Source organism: Pseudomonas halotolerans (assembly GCF_039581215.1).
In the GTDB taxonomy this organism is placed as follows: domain Bacteria; phylum Pseudomonadota; class Gammaproteobacteria; order Pseudomonadales; family Pseudomonadaceae; genus Aquipseudomonas; species Aquipseudomonas tehranensis.
Map to the genome: position 1 here is coordinate 1 of NZ_JBCNTJ010000008.1, position 16,486 is coordinate 16,486.

The window sequence follows — 16,486 nt, forward strand, 5'->3', positions numbered from 1 at the left end:
AAACAGCCCGAGACTGTGATCTCTCCGATATTCTGCGATGTCTTTACCGACGGCGCGGCGGGCGGCGCTGCTCGTCATCGGTGCGGATAGGGATCGGTTGCATGGGCGGCTCGATCAGGCCGAGCGCGACACCCAAGTCGTGAAGCCAGTTCTGGATTTTCTCTTTCATCGTGGTGCCCCCTTCAGGGTGGTACGAGCGGCAAAATTCTGTGGCCCCTTCGCACTGATAATAGTCCGAAGTCCTACGCAATGCTCGTTACACATTGCAATGATCTGTTACTGAATCCATCAAAGTCCGACACCGGGCGCTCAAGCTGATTGTTCCGCCAGCAGGGGCGCCCGAGGCCACGCTTGTTGTTGCAGTTCAACCCAGGCGGTGAGATTGGCCCCCACCATGCCTTTGCGCCACATCAGCCAGGTCGTGGCACTGGCAAACGGCTCGGCCAGCGGATGCATCCTCACACGCTCGCGGCCCGGCAGGCTGGCGAGCATCGACTCGGACATCAGCGCCACCCCGGAACCGGCGATCACACACGCCAGCATCCCTTGATAAGACTCAATTTCCATCGCCCGGCCCATGGCCGCATGGTCATGGGCAAACCAGGCTTCCAGCCGCATGCGGTAGGAACAGCCCTGGCGAAAGGTGAATACCGAGCGGCCCTGGACATCCAACGCACTGCGCACTGGCGGGTGATCGGCCTCGGTGATCAGCACCAGCCGCTCGTCGCACAACGGCACGCCATCCAACCCCGCCAGCTCCAATGGGCCGTCCACCAGTGCCGCGTCAAGACGCCCGGTGAGCAAGCCTTCGAGCAGTTCACCGCTGGGCGCCGACTGCACCTGCAAGTTCACCGCCGGGTACGTGCGGTGATAACCGGCCAGCAGGTCCGGTAAATGAATCGCCGCCGTGCTGTACATCGTACCCAACACAAAATCCCCGGCCGGTTGCCCGCCCTGCACGGCAGCATGGGCTTCGTCGTGCAGGGCAAAAAGCTTGATCGCATAGTCCAGCAGGACTTTTCCCGCTGGCGATAGCTGCAAACGCTGACGCTCGCGCAGGAAAAGATCCACGCCCAGTTGCTCCTCAAGCTGCTTGAGCCGCGTCGAGAGGTTCGACGGCACCCGGTGCAGCCGCTCGGCAGCGCGGGTAATGGAGCCTTCCTCGGCCACGGCCTGGAAAATCCGCAATTGGCTGAACTCCACGACACTCTCCAAAAATGAACAAGTTACTCACTATTATTCATTTTTAATGAAAGTCAATCAGTCCTAGCCTGACGGTCATTCGCCTCAACGCCGGAGACCCGACATGTCACCTCTGATTCGCCTGCTCGGCAGCTTTATCGCCCTGATGATGGCCATGGGCATTGGCCGCTTCGCCCTAACGCCGCAGTTACCTCATTTAATCGGCGAAGGTCAGATCGACTTGACCGCCGCCGGTCTGATTGCCGCCGCCAACTACCTGGGGTATTTCCTCGGCGCGCTGGACGCCATGTTCGCCCACCGCCCGGAACAGGTGCGGCGGCGTTTGATCGGGGGCCTGTGGTTGTGCGTGTTGCTGACTCTGGCCTCGTTCTGGGCCTGGGGCTTCTGGCCTCACTTGGCGCTGCGCTTCGGCACCGGTGTGGCCAGTGCCTGGGTCATGGTGATGATCACCGCCCTGAGCCAACCGCTGGCCGCAGCGGCGGGACGGCCACGCCTCGGCGCCCTGGTGTTTGCCGGGCCGGGGTTGGGGATTTTCCTCACAGGTTTGCTCGCCCTGGGCTCGAACCTGTTGGGCCAGACGTCCGCCATTCTGTGGCTGGTGTATGCCGGCGTGGCATTGGCGATGTTGCTGGTCATCCTGCCGATCTTGCCAAAACCCACCGCCGCCGCGACCGTGGCTACTGCGGTCACGCTGTCGCCCAACCGCAGCATCGTCCGACTCGGTGTGGTGTACGCCCTGTACGGCTTGGGTTACATCATTCCCGCCACCTTCCTGTCGCAGATGGCTTCGGCGCAGTTCCATGGGCAATGGCAGGCCGATCTGTTCTGGCCCTGCTTCGGCCTGGCTGCCGCCCTCGGCGGGGTGCTGGTGAGCTTGCGTCGGCCCAACCCGGCCACCACTGGCCGCTGGCTGATCGGTACGTTATGGCTGCAAGCCGCTGGTGTGTTTGCCTGCCTGCTGGGCAGCGGGCCGGGGCTGGCGTTGGGGGTCCTCCTGTGTGGCACGCCATTTCTGGCTTGCATGCAACTGGCCGTGCTGCGCTCCCGCGAACTGGCACCCCACAGCCTTCAACGCAACGCGGCGCTGCTGACCGCATTCTTTGCCGTCGGTCAGCTCAGCGGGCCGTTATTGGCGGCGCTGAGCAGCCATTTCAGCGGTGGTTTGCATCCGGCGCTGATCGTAGCCGGCAGCGGTTTCGTGCTGGCGGGCGGGCTCTTGCTGCGGCCCGCCGGTCGGGACGCAGCGAGCCCTTGCGCTCGGACCGCCCTGCGTTGATCAGGCCTGACCGGCCGGGCTCAACGATGGCTGCGGCGCCAACTCGCGCCGCGCCAGGGCGAAATACAACACCCCGCCCAGGAAGCAACCGGTGAACCAGGCAAAATTGGCCATCGCTTGCAGCATCGGCGTGAACGTAATCGCCACGCCCATCAACGTCGCCGGCACGAGCGCCTTGACCGCCGTCCAGTTGATGCCACCACTGTAGTAATAACGCCCGCTGGGCCCGTCATTGAACAGCGCGTCGACGTCGATCTGCTGTTTTTTGATCAGGTAGTAATCCACCAGCAGAATCCCGAACAGCGGACCGATGAAAGCCGCCAGCACGTCCAGGGTGTAATGGATCACTTCGGGGTTGTTGAACAGATTCCACGGTGTGATGAAAATCGACGCCAGCGCCGCAATCATGCCGCCGGCACGCCAGCTGATTTTGCTGGGCGCAACGTTGGCGAAGTCGAACGCCGGGGATACAAAATTGGCGACAATATTGATGCCAATGGTGGCCGTCACAAAGGCAAAAGCCCCCAGCAACACCGCCACGTCGTTATCAATACGCGCCACGGTGGCGATCGGGTCGTGGAGCATTTCACCGAACACTGGCAAGGTCCCGGAGACAATCACCACGGTCACCAAGGAGAACGCCAGGAAATTCACCGGCAGCCCCCAGAAGTTGCCACGGCGCACGTCAGACATGCTCCGGCAGTAACGACTGAAATCGCCAAAATTCAGGGTCGGGCCGGAGAAGTACGACACCACCAACGCGGTCGCTACGATCACCTGACCAAACGCTTGCCAGCCGGACAACGACTTCTCCGCCAAGGTGAAATTGATGTTGCTCCAGCCGGCTTTCCATACGATCCAGCCGGCCAACAGAAACATCACGGCGTACACCACCGGTCCGGCCCAGTCGATAAAACGGCGAATCGACTCCATGCCAGCCCAGAACACCAGCGCCTGAACGAACCACAAGCTGAGGAAACCGAACCAACCCAGGTAAGACAAACCGGCAAATTGCGGCGTGGCGTAGGCTTCCATCGAAGGAAAAAACCGCAACACCACGATAATCAGCGCACTGGAGGCCAAGTACGTCTGAATCCCATACCAGGCCACCGCGATCAAGCCGCGGATCACCGCAGGAATATTCGCACCGAATACCCCAAACGCCAGTCGACAGATCACCGGATACGGCACCGCCGCTTGCTGGCTCGGCTTGGCGACCAGGTTGGCGATCAACTGCACGATGCAAATGCCGCAGAGCAACGCAATCAACACCTGCCAACTCGCCAGCCCCAACGCGAACAGGCTAGCCGCGAACACATAACCGCCGACGCTGTGCACATCACTCATCCAAAACGCGAAAATGTTGTACCAGTTCCATTTCTGCGGCAGCGGGCCCAGGTCTTCGTTATAGAGACGAGGGCTGTAGCCGTTGGGCACTTGCTCAGACATTGCGGGGCTCCTTTTGAGTACCGCCGTGCCCCCGCATCACCCTGCTCACCATACTGCGCACGGGAGCCGGCATGGTTTGTATACGGGTTGCTACGCAGAATGCGTGCCACAGGTTGGAAATGTGAGACAAACTGCGGTGTGTGGCGGGGAGGAACGCCGCGCAGGAACAGGTATGCGCCCACGAACAGGGCGCCAGTGCATGCTAAAGGTGCAGAATTTTGTATACAGACGAAAGGCAGACACAGCTCCTGTGGTGAGGGGATAAATCCCCTCACCACAGGAAATCCTTTTGCCAAAGATTCCGTTGTTTGCTGAAGATCAGCTCAACTCAATCCGATCAGCATGAATGACAATCTGCCCATTCTTGTACAGCGCGCCAATGGCTTTCTTGAAGTTGCCCTTGCTCACGCCGAACAAGCTGCTGATAAGCACCGGGTCGCTCTTGTCGCTGACCGGCAGCGTGCCGTTATTTTCACGCAACTTGGCGAGGATCTTGGCGTTCAGGCTCGTCGCAGCTTCCTGCCCCACCGGTTGCAAGCTCAGGCTGATCTTGCCGTCCGGGCGGATTTCCTTGATGAAGCCTTTTTCCTGCTTGCCGGCGCGCATGAACTTGAAGATTTCGTTTTTGTGAATCAGGCCCCAGTGCTTGTTATTGATGATTGCCTTGAAGCCCATGTCGGTGGCTTCGGCGACCAGCAAATCGACTTCCTGCCCCGGCGTGTAGTTGGCCGGGGTCTTGTCCAGATAACGGTCCAGGCGCGCCGTGGCGGTGATGCGGCGGGTGTGCTTGTCGAGGTAGACGTGCACCACGCAATATTCGCCGGCGGTCATCTGACGCTTTTCTTCGGAATACGGCAGCAGCAAGTCCTTGGGTAAGCCCCAGTCCAGGAACACGCCGATGCTGTTGACTTCAACCACTTTCAGGCTGGCAAATTCACCGACCTGAACCTTGGGTTTTTCCGTGGTAGCGATCAGTTTGTCGTCGCTGTCCAAATAAATAAAAACATTGAGCCAGTCTTCATCTTCGCTGGGAATATCCTTGGGGATATAACGGTTAGGCAGCAGAATTTCGCCGTCCGCCCCGCCGTCCAGATATAAACCGAAGTGAGTGTGTTTAACCACTTGCAAACTGTTGTAGCGCCCGACTAAAGCCATTTCCAATACCCTCATTGCGTGGGCGGCATTCTACCCGGTTTTGCGGTGTGTTTCGTGGCCTCTGCCGCGCGCGGCCGGGAAGGCCTTGCGCAGCCATTGATTTCTCTGGGTTTTCGTCGCGCAGGCGGCCATTCGTCAGGCGGACGCCGCCCCGCGAGACCGCTTCGGCCATCCGCCCTGACGTTACTTATCCCCGAGGGTTGTTATTTAAAACAGCGACTTAGGGCAATAATGACGGCATAAACGGGCATTATTCCAACGCCTCGCGTGATAATTGAGGGAGATATTTGCCAAGCAATTGTCAAGTATTTCCTGTACGATGCCTGGCCCAATTAATTATTTACAGGTTAATGGCCGTCATGCGCGTAAAAGCCTCCAACAGCAAATCAAAGCCAGCTCCAGCCGTTGAAACCAGCGAGTCGATCAACGACCAAATCGCTGCGTTCCTTAAGTCCGGCGGGGAAATCCAGCAAATTGCCAAAGGGGTCAGCGGCCAGACATTCGGCCCGTCCAAGCAGATCAGTCTGGGCAAGAAGTAATCATCGCGTCACCTGGTCCCAAAGCGCTTTGAGCTTCGAAGCGCTTGGACTGGAACCTCCCCCGCCTACCTTCATCCTGCAAAAATCGACGAACGGCCCTCGCTGCCGAGCATTCGCCGGTATGCTTGCACCTCTCTAGCTCAAGCGTTTCAGCTTAGTTACCGTTCCTGCTCCTCGCTATTGATGGAGTGAAGCATGCACATTCCTGGTGTTCTGCTGGCGATCAGCCTGCTGATATGTCCCCTTGCTCAGGGGCAGGTGTTCCAGCGCGAACTCGGCGATTTCGACCTCAAACTCGGCACCACGCCCAGCCGCAGTATGGCCGAGGGGCTGGTCACACCCTCGAGCACCGGCTCGTTTCATGGCGGCCTGGACCTTAGCCACGACAGCGGCTGGTACGTGGGCCAATGGTCGCCCAGCGTTGGCCTGAGCCCTTCGAGCAAACTTGAGGTCGACTCCTACATGGGCTTCAAACAGCCCTTCGACCAGACCCTGGGTTACGAAATCGGCCTGATCCACTACAGCTACCCCACCCTCGACACGCTCGACAGCCAGGAATTCTTCGGCGGCCTGACCATGCTGGGCAGCCGTTTCGGCGCGGCCTTCAGTAACGACCCGGACAAACAGAACAGCACCTTGTTTGCCGACCTGGGCGGCAACGTGCCGTTTGGCATTGGCGTCAGCGCCAAGTACACCACCCACCAGTACAATTCACCCGTGTCGGTGGAGGACGGTTATGTAGGCAGTTTCAGCGATTGGTCGTTGAAAATTTCCCGCCCTTGGAAGGGTATTGACCTGGACCTGATCTACAGCGACTCAAGCCTGAGCGGCAGCCGTTGCTCAGCGTACTCCGGCCACAACAGCGAATGCGACGGCCTGCTGACCCTCAAGATGGCACACCCTTTTTACTAAGCGTTACTTATTCGATCGGCTGAACTGCCGCGCACCTGCCATGCTCAAACAAGACAGTTACGCCTTTGCAACCCATGCCTTCGCAAGGACTCGCTCATGTCGCGCTGGTTCACCCGTCTCGCCCTGTTCATGGCCCTGCTGCTCACCGTCACCGCCTGCAGCCGCGTGGGCCTGGCCTACCGCAATCTCGACCTGATCATCCCCTGGACGCTCAACGACTATCTGGACATCAATGGCGAGCAAAAGGACTGGTTCAACGACCGTCTCAATGAACACTTGAACTGGCATTGCACCACGCAACTGCCCGGCTACCTCGACTGGCTGGACCGCTTGAAGAACATGGTGCAGACCAATCAGGTGACCGACCAGGCCCTGCAGCAGCGTGCCCGGGAAGCCAAGGCCGCCATCGCCGAAACCGCTCGGGAAATCACGCCATCGGCCATCGAGCTTTTGCAGGGGTTGAACGACGATCAGGTCGCGGACATGGACGCCGCGTTCGTCAAAGATCAGCGCAAACGCCAGCAGCAATACCTCAAGCCGACGTTGCAACAGCAGATTCAGGAGCGCAGCGAACGCATGGAGAAACGCCTGAACGACTGGCTCGGCCCGCTCAGCGACACCCAGCGCCAACGCGTGCAGGCCTGGTCTCGCGCCTTGGGTGATCAGAACCAGCAATGGATCGCCAACCGCGCGCACTGGCAGAACCAGTTCAGCGAAGCTGTGGCCCAGCGCCACCGCCCCGATTTCCCCAAACGCATCGAGCAACTGCTGGTCGACCGCGAAAGCCTATGGACCCCCGCCTACCGCGAAGCCTTCGACAAAACCGAAGCCCAGGCCCGCAGCCTGCTGGTGGACGTAATGGCCGACAGCACCGCGACGCAACGCGAACACTTGCTGAGGAAGATCGACCGGGTGAAAAAGGATTTCAGTGATTTGAAGTGCCTGAAGGCAAGTCGCGCCTAAGAACACCAAAAATCCAATGTGGAGTGAAAAACAAATGTGGGAGCGGGCTTGCTCGCGAAAGCGGTGTATCAGTCGACATAACTGTTAACTGACACACCGCTTTCGCGAGCAAGCCCGCTCCCACAATATCTGCGCGCGGCTCTAGGCAATCTGCGCCTTAGAAGCCACCTCATCAAAAGTAAACTCATCCAGCGCATCGTCCTGCTCATCCAGCACCTGGCGCGGATGATCATTGCCCGGAATGCTGCTGTCGAGCAGGCTCAGCAACCGCGAGCCACGAGGCGTCAGCACAAAGTTTTCGCCATTACCGCCCTCTTCCTCCGGCCGAGGCTCGATATAGCCACGCTCCAGCAGCAACTTTTCGTACTCCCCGGCGACCGCTTTCAGATGATCGAGGTTCTCGATCTCCTCGCCTGCAGCCGCTTTCTCAGCCGCATACCGCTCCGCATAAGGCCGAGGGGTAAAGCTGTGGCCGGCACCGTTCTGCACTTCGTGCAACAACAGTTCGATCAAGTCCCAGTTATAAGTCGTCATCTTGGTCCATCCTCCAAAGAGTGAGATGCCTACTTAAGATGTGACCCAGGCGCTGCGCCGCCGTTCAGCCGGGCTTACCGGTGGGCTATTTCACAAGCCGACCAACGGCCTGTCGAATTCACCCAGGGCCAAACGACCACTGACAGAAGTGCCGAATCAGCGGCTCTGCCACGCAGGAGAATTCACCATGAACGTAGAAAATCATGCCGTCGTCTCGCGGGAAGAATGGCTCGCCGCCCGTCGCCAGCACCTGATCCACGAAAAAGCCTTCACCCGCGAACGCGACAAACTCAGCGCCGAACGCCGCGCCCTGCCCTGGGTAAAAATCGAAAAACCCTACCGCTTCCAAGGCCCCCACGGCGAACTGAGCCTGGCCGACCTGTTCGGCGGCCGCAGCCAACTGATCATCTACCACTTCATGTTCGGCCCCGGTTGGACAGAAGGCTGTGATGGCTGCTCGTTCCTGTCCGACCACATCGACGGCGCCAACCAACACCTGGCCCACCACGACGTCGCCGTGGTCGCCGTCTCCCGCGCCCCGTTCGCCGAATTCCAGCCGTTCAAACGGCGCATGGGTTGGACCTTCGACTGGGTCTCGTCAAACGGCTGCGACTTCAACTACGACTTCGGCGTCAGCTTCAAAGCCGAAGACGTCGCCGCTGGAAAAGCCTCCTACAACTACGAAAAAACCGACACCACCGAAGGCGAACTCCCCGGCCTGAGCGTCTTCTATCGCAACGAGGCCGGCGACATCTTCCACACCTACTCCACCTACGCCCGCGGCCTGGACATCCTGGTCGGCACCTACAACTACCTCGACCTCACGCCCAAAGGCCGCAATGAAGACGAAATCATGGACTGGGTGCGGCATCATGATAAATACGACGAGGCCAAGCCACACAGCTGCTGCCACGGCTGATGCGCCAACCCGCACAAGTCGAGCGAGATCCCCGCGGCGAGGGAGCTTGCTCGCGCTGGGGTGCGAAGCAGTTGCGTAGGAGCTGTCGAGTGCAACGATCTCTTCCCAGACGCTTGAGTCCCAAGCGAAAGATCAAAAGATCGCAGGCTTCGCCAGCTCCTACAGAGTCCAGCGGGAGCAAGCTCTCATGGAATAAACTACAACCTGCTGATTTTTAAAAATAAAATTTTCTGCCAAACACAATTCGGCAATGTGATTTCAGTTAGGCGAGTGCGCCTCCCTTTGTGGCGAGGGGATTTATCCCCGCTGGGCTGCGCAGCAGCCCCCACGCCAGGCAACTCGGTGTGCCAGAAAGATTGAGTTAACTGCTTTAGGGCCGCTGCGCAGCCCAGCGGGGATAAATCCCCTCGCCACAGGGCGTGGTTCACTGCGCGACAGCGCAGCGTCGAAGACGCGGCGGCCACTCCCTCGCCACAAAGGCAGAGCCGATCAGGTTTGGATTTCAATAAGAACCGGATTCAAGGTCCGGTTCTTTGTCGGAAAGGGCTATCGCGCCAACCTCAGAAAGCAGGGCTATCTCGCTTCGCCTATGTTTGGCGGCTACTTGCCCGCCGCCTCAACGGCTGCCGCATTCTGAGGACCGAAAGAGTATTTCAGGGCCCGTGCCTTCGAGGTCCGCGGATCAGGTAAGCCTACGGTCTCTGGGCCCGCAAAGCCGGTGACACCTTTGCTGAACGTGGGATTGATCGCATCGAACAGGAAGCTGAAACCTTGTTTCAGCGAGCTCTGGGCGATGCCGTGACACCCCATGCAGCCGCCCATGGTCAGGCTTTGAGTGCTGTGAGCATAATCCGGCACATTGATGTTCGGCTGATTGCGCGCATTGGTCAGGGTGTTGTTATTCGGGATCGGGAATACGTTGCTCCCACGAAACAGTTGGATCCCCGGCTGGCTGCTTTCGACCATGATATTGGCCAGGTAGTAATCCGGATCGGTTTGAGTGCTCGACGGGATGGCTTGCACGCCTTTGAGCCGATAATGCTTCCAGACCGAATTATCGAACTCACTGCTGCCATCCATGAGTTGCTTGACCTGATTGTTCACCGCTGCGACTTCGGAATGAATGGTTAAGGGTTGCACGACCGAGATCGGCCCAGCCTGTCCTTCGGGGATCCCATTACTGCCTGAGTAGACGGGTAAGTTGGGGTTAGAGCTTACGACTTTGCCCTCCGGCGGCAGGGAAACCGTATAGGTCTTGTTGCCGTCAGAGAAGGTGGCGCTCGGCGGCGTATCGAGGCCGGGGTAATCGATCTTGTTGTAGTTGGCGATGTAGTAGAGTCCGGTCGGCGACTTACCGTCGGGCAACGTCAGGGCATCTTCGTGCTCGAACGTGGCGAAAATGAAGGTCGGGTAGTTGGGCGTCTTATGGATGATATGCAAGGCGACCAGTGCGTAGTCTTCGTTCTGCGCCTCCGGGTCAGTGTCGGTGCCCGTATAGGTCACCACCGTCGCCGAATGGTAGCGCGCACGATCCGGTACCGGGATGTCGGCCAGCTTGCGCCATGCAGCCTTGACCTCCACCGCACCGTCGGGCAGCACAATATGATCCGGATAACTGGTCAGGCCTTGCGCATACTTGTAAACGACGGGGTTGGCCTTGGCCTCGAACAGGATCTGGCTGTCGCTTGAAGGAGCGTAGTCTCCCCGTGCATCTGCTGTCTTCGCCACATTGGGAGGCTTAACCGGGAAGAAAATAGCGTTTTGCCCTATTTGGGTCGCCTCATCCAGATTGTTATAAAGGGTGAAGTCAGTGCCTGGCGCCATCCGTATCTTGTTATTGAGGAACTGGGTATAGGTGTATAGCGGATCAGAACCAAACGAACGCGTAGGACCGCCAACTTTATTGAACCCTGCCGCCGGAAACAACTCGCTGCGGTGGGCGAAGGTTTGCCACAACAACGGGCTGGAAGATTTTGGGACCTTGCCCGAATCGGCAAAGCTGCTGTCGGGATTGCCGACGCCGCGGTTAGCGGGCAATGGCGCCTTGGCCGTATTGTTCAGTGCAAAAAAGCTACGCCAGGCGAAGGTAGCATAGTCAGTATGACTGAGGCCCGTCGCTAGATCGGCTGGCAACTGCGGGTTGTCCGCCGTTAAATCGTTTGTGGTAATGACATAGGAAACGCCCAATCCCGATGGGCCGGTCAAACTGTCAGAGAAAAGCCTGGAATAATAGGGACTCCAGTTGACCCCATCGTTTGAACCAAAAGTGGTAGGGCCGCTGCTGATAAAAATGCGGTTACCGGTGATGGTTGCACGGTTCAGGAAAAGCTCACTTTTTGCTATGCCCGACAGTCTTTGTTCATCTCCCCAGTGACCGCCCCGGTCGTAACTGCGCACGGCAAAATTACTAAGATCATAAGAGTAATAGACCAACAGCTCACCGTTGTAGACCACGGGCACCAGACTCAGCACTCTGAGAGCATTTGCACTGAATCCAGGATTCTCCTTACTCCACAGCACGCCATCGTCCGAGGTCACATAGTTAATCGTGTGATCGTCCTCCTCGCTGTACAGGACAAATAATTTTCCGTTGTACACCACAGGACTGTTAGTAGCGGCGTCGCTGGAGACCGCGATAGGGTTAACATTGGACCAGGCTATGCCGTCCTCGGAGCTGATGCTATTTATATGATTCTCGTCGGTAAAGGTCAGTACCAGCTTTTGCTGAAACACGGTCACCGAGACATTACCCACGATGTCAGATACCGGAATGGGCTGTGGGGTGGACCAATTACTGCCCTGCGCCGAAGTGGAAAAATAGATAGCGGAATCACTATCGTTGGCCCAAAACATATAAACCTTGCCCTTGAACGACTGCACTGCGGGTGTAGCCAATCCTATCGAGGGAAATGGCACCATGCCCGACGAAGAAGGTATGCCGTTTACGGCATCAGGGCTGTCAAACACATCAACTACGATCCCCTCATCAGGTCGCGACGTGGCGATGATCACACTTTCCGCATAAGCCGATGACGCCGCGAACAAACCACACAGGCACAACATCAGCCGACTGAGTATCGCTCTAAGGCTCATAGATTTCATTCCTTGAATTAATAGCTATCGCAGGCCGTGGAGACGTCCTGACAGGCGTAGTTGTTCCATTGCTCAAGTGCGAACGGCACCGGGTGATCTAGAAGTCATCGACTGCATTGCGTCAGACATATTGTTAGCCTCCTAGCTAATGAAGCACTCACGTCCTGTGTGAAGGAGCGACCCAGCGTTACAGGCATAGGGCTGCCAGTCACTTTCTCCATGGTAGACGACGGTTTCATATCGGCTAGGGAAATCCCTGAAAAAGACTTCAATCCGTGTCTGGGCTCGCGCAGCGACGGAACGCCTGCCAAGCAGCAGCAAAAGGGGACAGATTTATTTTTCCGAATCAACCCTTGGCCTACCCTGCCCTCGCTGCTCTATGCGTACACCAACAATCCGCTCTACCTCGTCCACGAAACGGCTCGTCCCCGTCAACTGACCTCGCTGCAAAGCATCGCGAATCAATCTGACCTCATCCGCTGGAACGGCTTGGCGTACGAAAGCCTCATACCGACGACAACGCTCCGCAGCTGTATTACCCAGAGCAACAAAGCATGGATCAGCATCCAGCCAATGGCTGTCTGGCACATCACCTACCCGGGTTCGATAGCTCGACCATGGGTAATCCGTAGCATCAGCCACCATTCGAGCTCGCACAGGATTCAATTCGATGTACCGGCAACAGGCAAGCAAGTAAGAATCCGACTGCACCACGCTGGATTTGTAACGGCCTTCCCATAAAGTGCCTGAACGCCCCTCCAACCGATTGCGGTAGCGCGTCGCACGCGCCGCCAGAGCCTTCATCAACTGCCCCAACCCAGCGACCGACTCCCCCGGGGCCAGCAACAGATGAACATGATTGGTCATCAGGCAATAGGCGTAGACCTTTACGCCAAATGCATCCTTAAGCTCACGCAGATCCGTGAGGTAGCGCTAGGTCTTTTTGCCTGAGCAACGCTTTGAGCTGCTGAATCTCCCGCTGATCGGCGGTGATTGCCTTGGCCCCCACCGGGGTCGAACCCAAGCGCTCCTTGCGAACCTGGTCGACCCAACGGCGCAAGGCCGTAGGGCCAATATCCAAACTGGCACAAACATCGGGAACTGACTGGCCCTCGTCCAGCACCATGCTGGCGGCCTTGAGTTTGAACTCACTGGAATAAGATTTACGCATATCCACACACCTCAGATTTGGGCGCCATCATAGCGCCCGATTGAAGTGTCCAAAATCATTAGGCCAGTTCAGTATGAACGCTGTTGGGTTTCAAACCCTCGCAGGAGCGTTTGATGGATAAATCATTCACGGCATTCTGGCAGGACCGATCGGCGCTCATTGCCTGGGACAAAAACATGGACAGCGTTTCGGTCGGGGGAAATAGCCGCTGGCGATGCTTGGGTATCGACGACTCGACACCCCGCAATAACTCAGGATCGGAGAGCAGCTTGAAGAAAGCATGAGCATTGCTGTTCATGGCGTGCTGGCGCATACGGTGCTGTTGATGTCGGACGATTTGGCGTCTACGATTCACTCGGGCTGTGTCCTTGCTTGATCGGTGTGTGTTCGCAACTATCACCGTAGACCAAGGCCAGCTTTTTTTCATTTTTTCGCAGTCGTATCAGCTAGTTAGCTGTTAAGTAAGTGCCATTCAAATCTGTCCCCATTTTCCTTTTGGGTACAAACCAAGCCTTAGATCTAAAACCTACACAGAACTGTGGTCTGCCCCTGAAGAACCGCAATCTCATTTTTTTCGGCAATATGAAAACTCAAAGGCCTTTGCAATCAAACCCTCTACAGAGCTAGAGGATGACATTTTTGAAAGTCCATCACAGGAAATGAAATTTGATTCCAAATATTCGAAAAAGCCATTCTGAAAACTCGACACCTTAACAGCAATCACGCCAAACTCTTCACGCAAACTTTCAAAAGCGACCCAGTCAAATGCCCCATTAAACAAAACCACTGGATAACCAACCCTACCACCAAAAAAATCCTCAAAATTATCGCTAACCCAAGAGGCGTCCGCATCAACAGTATCTCCATTGATAGCAAAACAGCTATCGACCAAAAACTCCTCTCCTGAAAATTTTATAAATACATCCCCCCCAAAACTTGAGAGACTTTCTGAAACCAACTCACTAAACGCGTCAACAAAATCTAGCAATGGCCTCTCAAAAAACCAAAACTTAAAGCCATTTCCAACAAACAAATTCGTAGGCAGATCCTTTTTAAAATCAACCATTCCTGACAGCTCACCAATTAAGCGAGACAACTCAACAAAATCAACTTTCCGAATTGTCAATTTTACTCTCCAATAAATCTAATTTTCGTTACCGGATTCTTAATCCCTTCAATGTTCAGCGAAGCCGTAGGTTGTCCTGTGGACGTCGACCTTGGATAAAAGCGGTATATTTTATCTCCATTTGTCATTACTGTAATTGTACCATTTTGATACAAATTCTTCTTATATCCACTTGACTCAAGCATTTTTATAGCATCGCTGGAAGTCATATTCACCTCGATCTGGCCCGCACTATTTCGAGTCTTTTTCGGCACAAATTCGATGCTGGTTACTTTTGCCCCTGTTTTCCCAAACAACAAGCCCCCCATGGCAGAGAGCAGATAGCTCCCCCAGCTAGCAGCTTCGGGAGACGCCCCATTGCTTTCTAGGGATAGCTGCGTTAGCGCTTGAGTCAACGTACCGATGGCACTGGTATTTTGCATCTGATAACGATGCAGGTCCTCCCGAAACATAGCTGGGAGGGTGTCATCCAAAGCCATTTGCGCAAGACGCTCCTGCAAGCTATTCCGGTCATGCACTAGATCACCATACAACTGAACACAAAAATACGCATTGCCATCACACAAGGCTGCAAGCGCATCATCGTCCGCAACGCTTTGATTCCTAAACTGCTGCTTAACCTCCTCACAGTTTCCTTTAGCCTCACAAAGGCGGGCAGCTTTTTCCAGGTCATCAAGCTCCTGATGGCCCATGAAGTTATATTGCGTAGCATTTCTCGCGATCCAGCTACCCGTTTCCATTTTGCTAGCATCGGTATCCTCCTGCGCCGCTGCTGCCAAGACACCAACAATTTGTGAGCTCATGCTCAACAGATCTTCATTACCTTTAACTAGCGTGTTCAGATGCGTAACGAGCGCCTCGTTCGCCCCTGCTGCTAGGGCACCGGTTCTGAAGTCACCACCAGTCGCTTCTGCCAGCAAACCTCCAACCATCGCGTGAACGGCGATCTTCGGCAAAGAACCGTCAGCCAGTACTCCTTTGGTGTAATCCCCAATCGCATTGAAGCTGGCTGCCGCCAACGTATTGAACAACGCACCTTTCAATGCATCGCTCACGCTGCCCCCTTGCCCCAATGCCTTGCTTAAAAGCGTGGACGTTTCTGGCTGTCGCCGGTCTGCCTGAAGTTGAAACCGTTGAGCGGGATTTGCGAGCGGTACTCGCTCTGGCTGTAGGTGTAACTGATATTCCACCAGCCCCACGGCAGGTTGTAATAGAGCATGGCGTTGTTGGAGGTGTGTTGGTGGTCGGTCATCGCATCGTGACCGCCGCGCAGCATCAGTTGATCCGCCAGCCCCAGCGGGCTGTCCCACTCGAAACTGCTGCCCCACTGCTGCTCGCCCGTGCTGCGCTGGCCGTCGTTGCTGCGCGACAATCCGGCGCGCCAGGGCTTTTGTGCTTCGTTGGTCACGCGTACTTCGCTGCCACCGACGTTCTGGCCGGGGGTCAGCTCCATCTTCGCCTGATTCGAGGGCAGGCGATTAAGCTGATCCACCATCTGCTCGATCTCCCGCAGGTTGACCAGGTCACCGGCCTTGCCGGGAAAAGCCATGGCCAATTCACGGTCTGATAACTTGCTGTTCTCGGCGCCTTTCAGACCTTCCAGTCGGCCCTCGACAACCAGCACTTGCAGGTGACCACCGGACAGATCCTGTTGCGGCAGATAGGCGCGGCTGGTGACCAGGCCTTTTTCGATGTAGTGATCGGTGATGACTTTGAGCAGCTCGTTGAGCTGCGCCACGCCCAGGCATTGACCGATGTAGGGATTGAGCAGTCGTTTGCGTTCACTGGCGGAAAGACTGTCGGCGCCCTTGACTTCGATCGTCTTGATGGGGAAGCAGCGGGTATCGGCCGGCGCCGTCGGCTGGGTAGGCTTGGTCTCTTTGCCGGGTAACTCCTTGAGCTCCTCCAGGCGTCGACGCTGTTCTTCGAGCAAACGATTCTGACGTTCGCGGATCAGGTCGGTTTCGCCGGGGGTGGGGGCGGCGTGAGCAAGTGTCAGGGGAGAAAGGCACAGCAAAGCTACGCACAACCTCGCCCAAATCATGGGGGAGGACATGTTAGATCCCTCTACAGAAACGATATCAAAATAGTGGCGCGATACTAGTTAGCCATCAATTTGACGTCAATGAATTGTTTAATCTGTGAG

Annotated in this window: 13 protein-coding genes and 4 pseudogenes; 5 read left to right on the forward strand and 12 right to left on the reverse strand. The window is 56.6% G+C overall.

The window, feature by feature from the left end; genetic code table 11:
- Positions 1 to 43: 43 nt before the first annotated feature.
- Entirely contained in the window at positions 44 to 169 is a 126-nt protein-coding gene (locus AAIS01_RS12745) for a PA1414 family protein (protein ID WP_343469253.1), read from the reverse strand.
- 140 nt (positions 170 to 309) lie between these two features.
- The gene (gene ptrR / locus AAIS01_RS12750) at positions 310 to 1,203 is read right to left on the reverse strand and encodes a putrescine utilization regulator PtrR (protein ID WP_343469254.1); all 894 of its coding nucleotides are present in this window, start codon (positions 1,201 to 1,203) and stop codon (positions 310 to 312) included.
- A gap of 103 nt (positions 1,204 to 1,306) precedes the next feature.
- Between ptrR and AAIS01_RS12755 the strand changes: the two genes are divergently transcribed.
- Complete coding sequence (locus tag AAIS01_RS12755) at positions 1,307 to 2,479, forward strand: MFS transporter (protein WP_343469255.1); 1,173 nt, start codon at positions 1,307 to 1,309, stop codon at positions 2,477 to 2,479.
- On the opposite strand, the gene AAIS01_RS12760 is transcribed toward AAIS01_RS12755, so the two are convergent.
- Both AAIS01_RS12760 and AAIS01_RS12765 read right to left on the reverse strand, forming a co-directional pair.
- On the reverse strand, positions 2,480 to 3,928 hold the full coding sequence (locus tag AAIS01_RS12760) for an NCS1 family nucleobase:cation symporter-1 (RefSeq protein WP_343469256.1): 1,449 nt from the start codon (positions 3,926 to 3,928) through the stop codon (positions 2,480 to 2,482).
- 318 nt (positions 3,929 to 4,246) lie between these two features.
- The gene (locus AAIS01_RS12765; RefSeq protein ID WP_047227905.1) at positions 4,247 to 5,083 is read right to left on the reverse strand and encodes a CvfB family protein; all 837 of its coding nucleotides are present in this window, start codon (positions 5,081 to 5,083) and stop codon (positions 4,247 to 4,249) included.
- A 350-nt stretch (positions 5,084 to 5,433) separates the two neighbouring features.
- On the opposite strand from AAIS01_RS12765, the gene AAIS01_RS12770 reads away from it, so the two are divergent.
- The 3 genes from AAIS01_RS12770 to AAIS01_RS12780 all read left to right on the forward strand — a co-directional run bounded on the left by AAIS01_RS12770 (position 5,434) and on the right by AAIS01_RS12780 (position 7,497).
- Entirely contained in the window at positions 5,434 to 5,622 is a 189-nt protein-coding gene (locus AAIS01_RS12770; RefSeq protein WP_025212437.1) for a hypothetical protein, read from the forward strand.
- 195 nt (positions 5,623 to 5,817) lie between these two features.
- Positions 5,818 to 6,534: a TorF family putative porin gene (locus AAIS01_RS12775; RefSeq protein WP_343469257.1), complete on the forward strand. Its 717-nt coding sequence runs from the start codon at positions 5,818 to 5,820 to the stop codon at positions 6,532 to 6,534.
- A 96-nt stretch (positions 6,535 to 6,630) separates the two neighbouring features.
- Positions 6,631 to 7,497 carry a DUF6279 family lipoprotein gene (locus AAIS01_RS12780; protein WP_343469258.1) on the forward strand — a complete coding sequence of 289 codons (867 nt, stop codon included), beginning with the start codon at positions 6,631 to 6,633 and terminating at the stop codon, positions 7,495 to 7,497.
- A gap of 141 nt (positions 7,498 to 7,638) precedes the next feature.
- Here the strand turns inward: AAIS01_RS12780 and AAIS01_RS12785 are convergent, their stop codons facing one another.
- The gene (locus AAIS01_RS12785; RefSeq protein ID WP_343469259.1) at positions 7,639 to 8,031 is read right to left on the reverse strand and encodes a transcriptional regulator; all 393 of its coding nucleotides are present in this window, start codon (positions 8,029 to 8,031) and stop codon (positions 7,639 to 7,641) included.
- Positions 8,032 to 8,218: 187 nt separating this feature from the next.
- Here AAIS01_RS12785 and AAIS01_RS12790 point away from each other — a divergent pair, with 187 nt between their 5' ends.
- A complete protein-coding gene (locus AAIS01_RS12790) occupies positions 8,219 to 8,950 on the forward strand; it encodes a DUF899 domain-containing protein (RefSeq protein ID WP_343469260.1) in 732 nt (243 codons plus the stop codon).
- Between the two features lie 600 nt (positions 8,951 to 9,550).
- Here the strand turns inward: AAIS01_RS12790 and AAIS01_RS12795 are convergent.
- From AAIS01_RS12795 to AAIS01_RS12825, 7 genes and pseudogenes are all read right to left on the reverse strand, one after another.
- Positions 9,551 to 12,043 (reverse strand): exo-alpha-sialidase, encoded by a 2,493-nt coding sequence (locus AAIS01_RS12795; RefSeq protein ID WP_343469261.1) that lies wholly within the window; start codon positions 12,041 to 12,043, stop codon positions 9,551 to 9,553.
- Positions 12,044 to 12,376: 333 nt separating this feature from the next.
- A pseudogene (locus tag AAIS01_RS12800) lies at positions 12,377 to 12,976 on the reverse strand (transposase); the annotation flags it as partial.
- The gene (locus tag AAIS01_RS12805; RefSeq protein WP_343469262.1) at positions 12,954 to 13,214 is read right to left on the reverse strand and encodes a transposase; all 261 of its coding nucleotides are present in this window, start codon (positions 13,212 to 13,214) and stop codon (positions 12,954 to 12,956) included. The gene AAIS01_RS12805 and the pseudogene AAIS01_RS12800, both read right to left, overlap by 23 nt.
- 70 nt (positions 13,215 to 13,284) lie before the next feature.
- Positions 13,285 to 13,569: pseudogene (locus AAIS01_RS12810) on the reverse strand (IS4 family transposase); the annotation flags it as partial.
- Between the two features lie 210 nt (positions 13,570 to 13,779).
- Complete coding sequence (locus tag AAIS01_RS12815; RefSeq protein ID WP_343469263.1) at positions 13,780 to 14,340, reverse strand: hypothetical protein; 561 nt, start codon at positions 14,338 to 14,340, stop codon at positions 13,780 to 13,782.
- Positions 14,341 to 14,981: 641 nt separating this feature from the next.
- Positions 14,982 to 15,446 (reverse strand): annotated as a pseudogene (locus tag AAIS01_RS25695) (DUF637 domain-containing protein); the annotation flags it as partial.
- Positions 15,440 to 16,396, reverse strand: a pseudogene (locus AAIS01_RS12825) (ShlB/FhaC/HecB family hemolysin secretion/activation protein); the annotation flags it as partial. The pseudogenes AAIS01_RS25695 and AAIS01_RS12825, both read right to left, overlap by 7 nt.
- Positions 16,397 to 16,486: the final 90 nt, after the last annotated feature.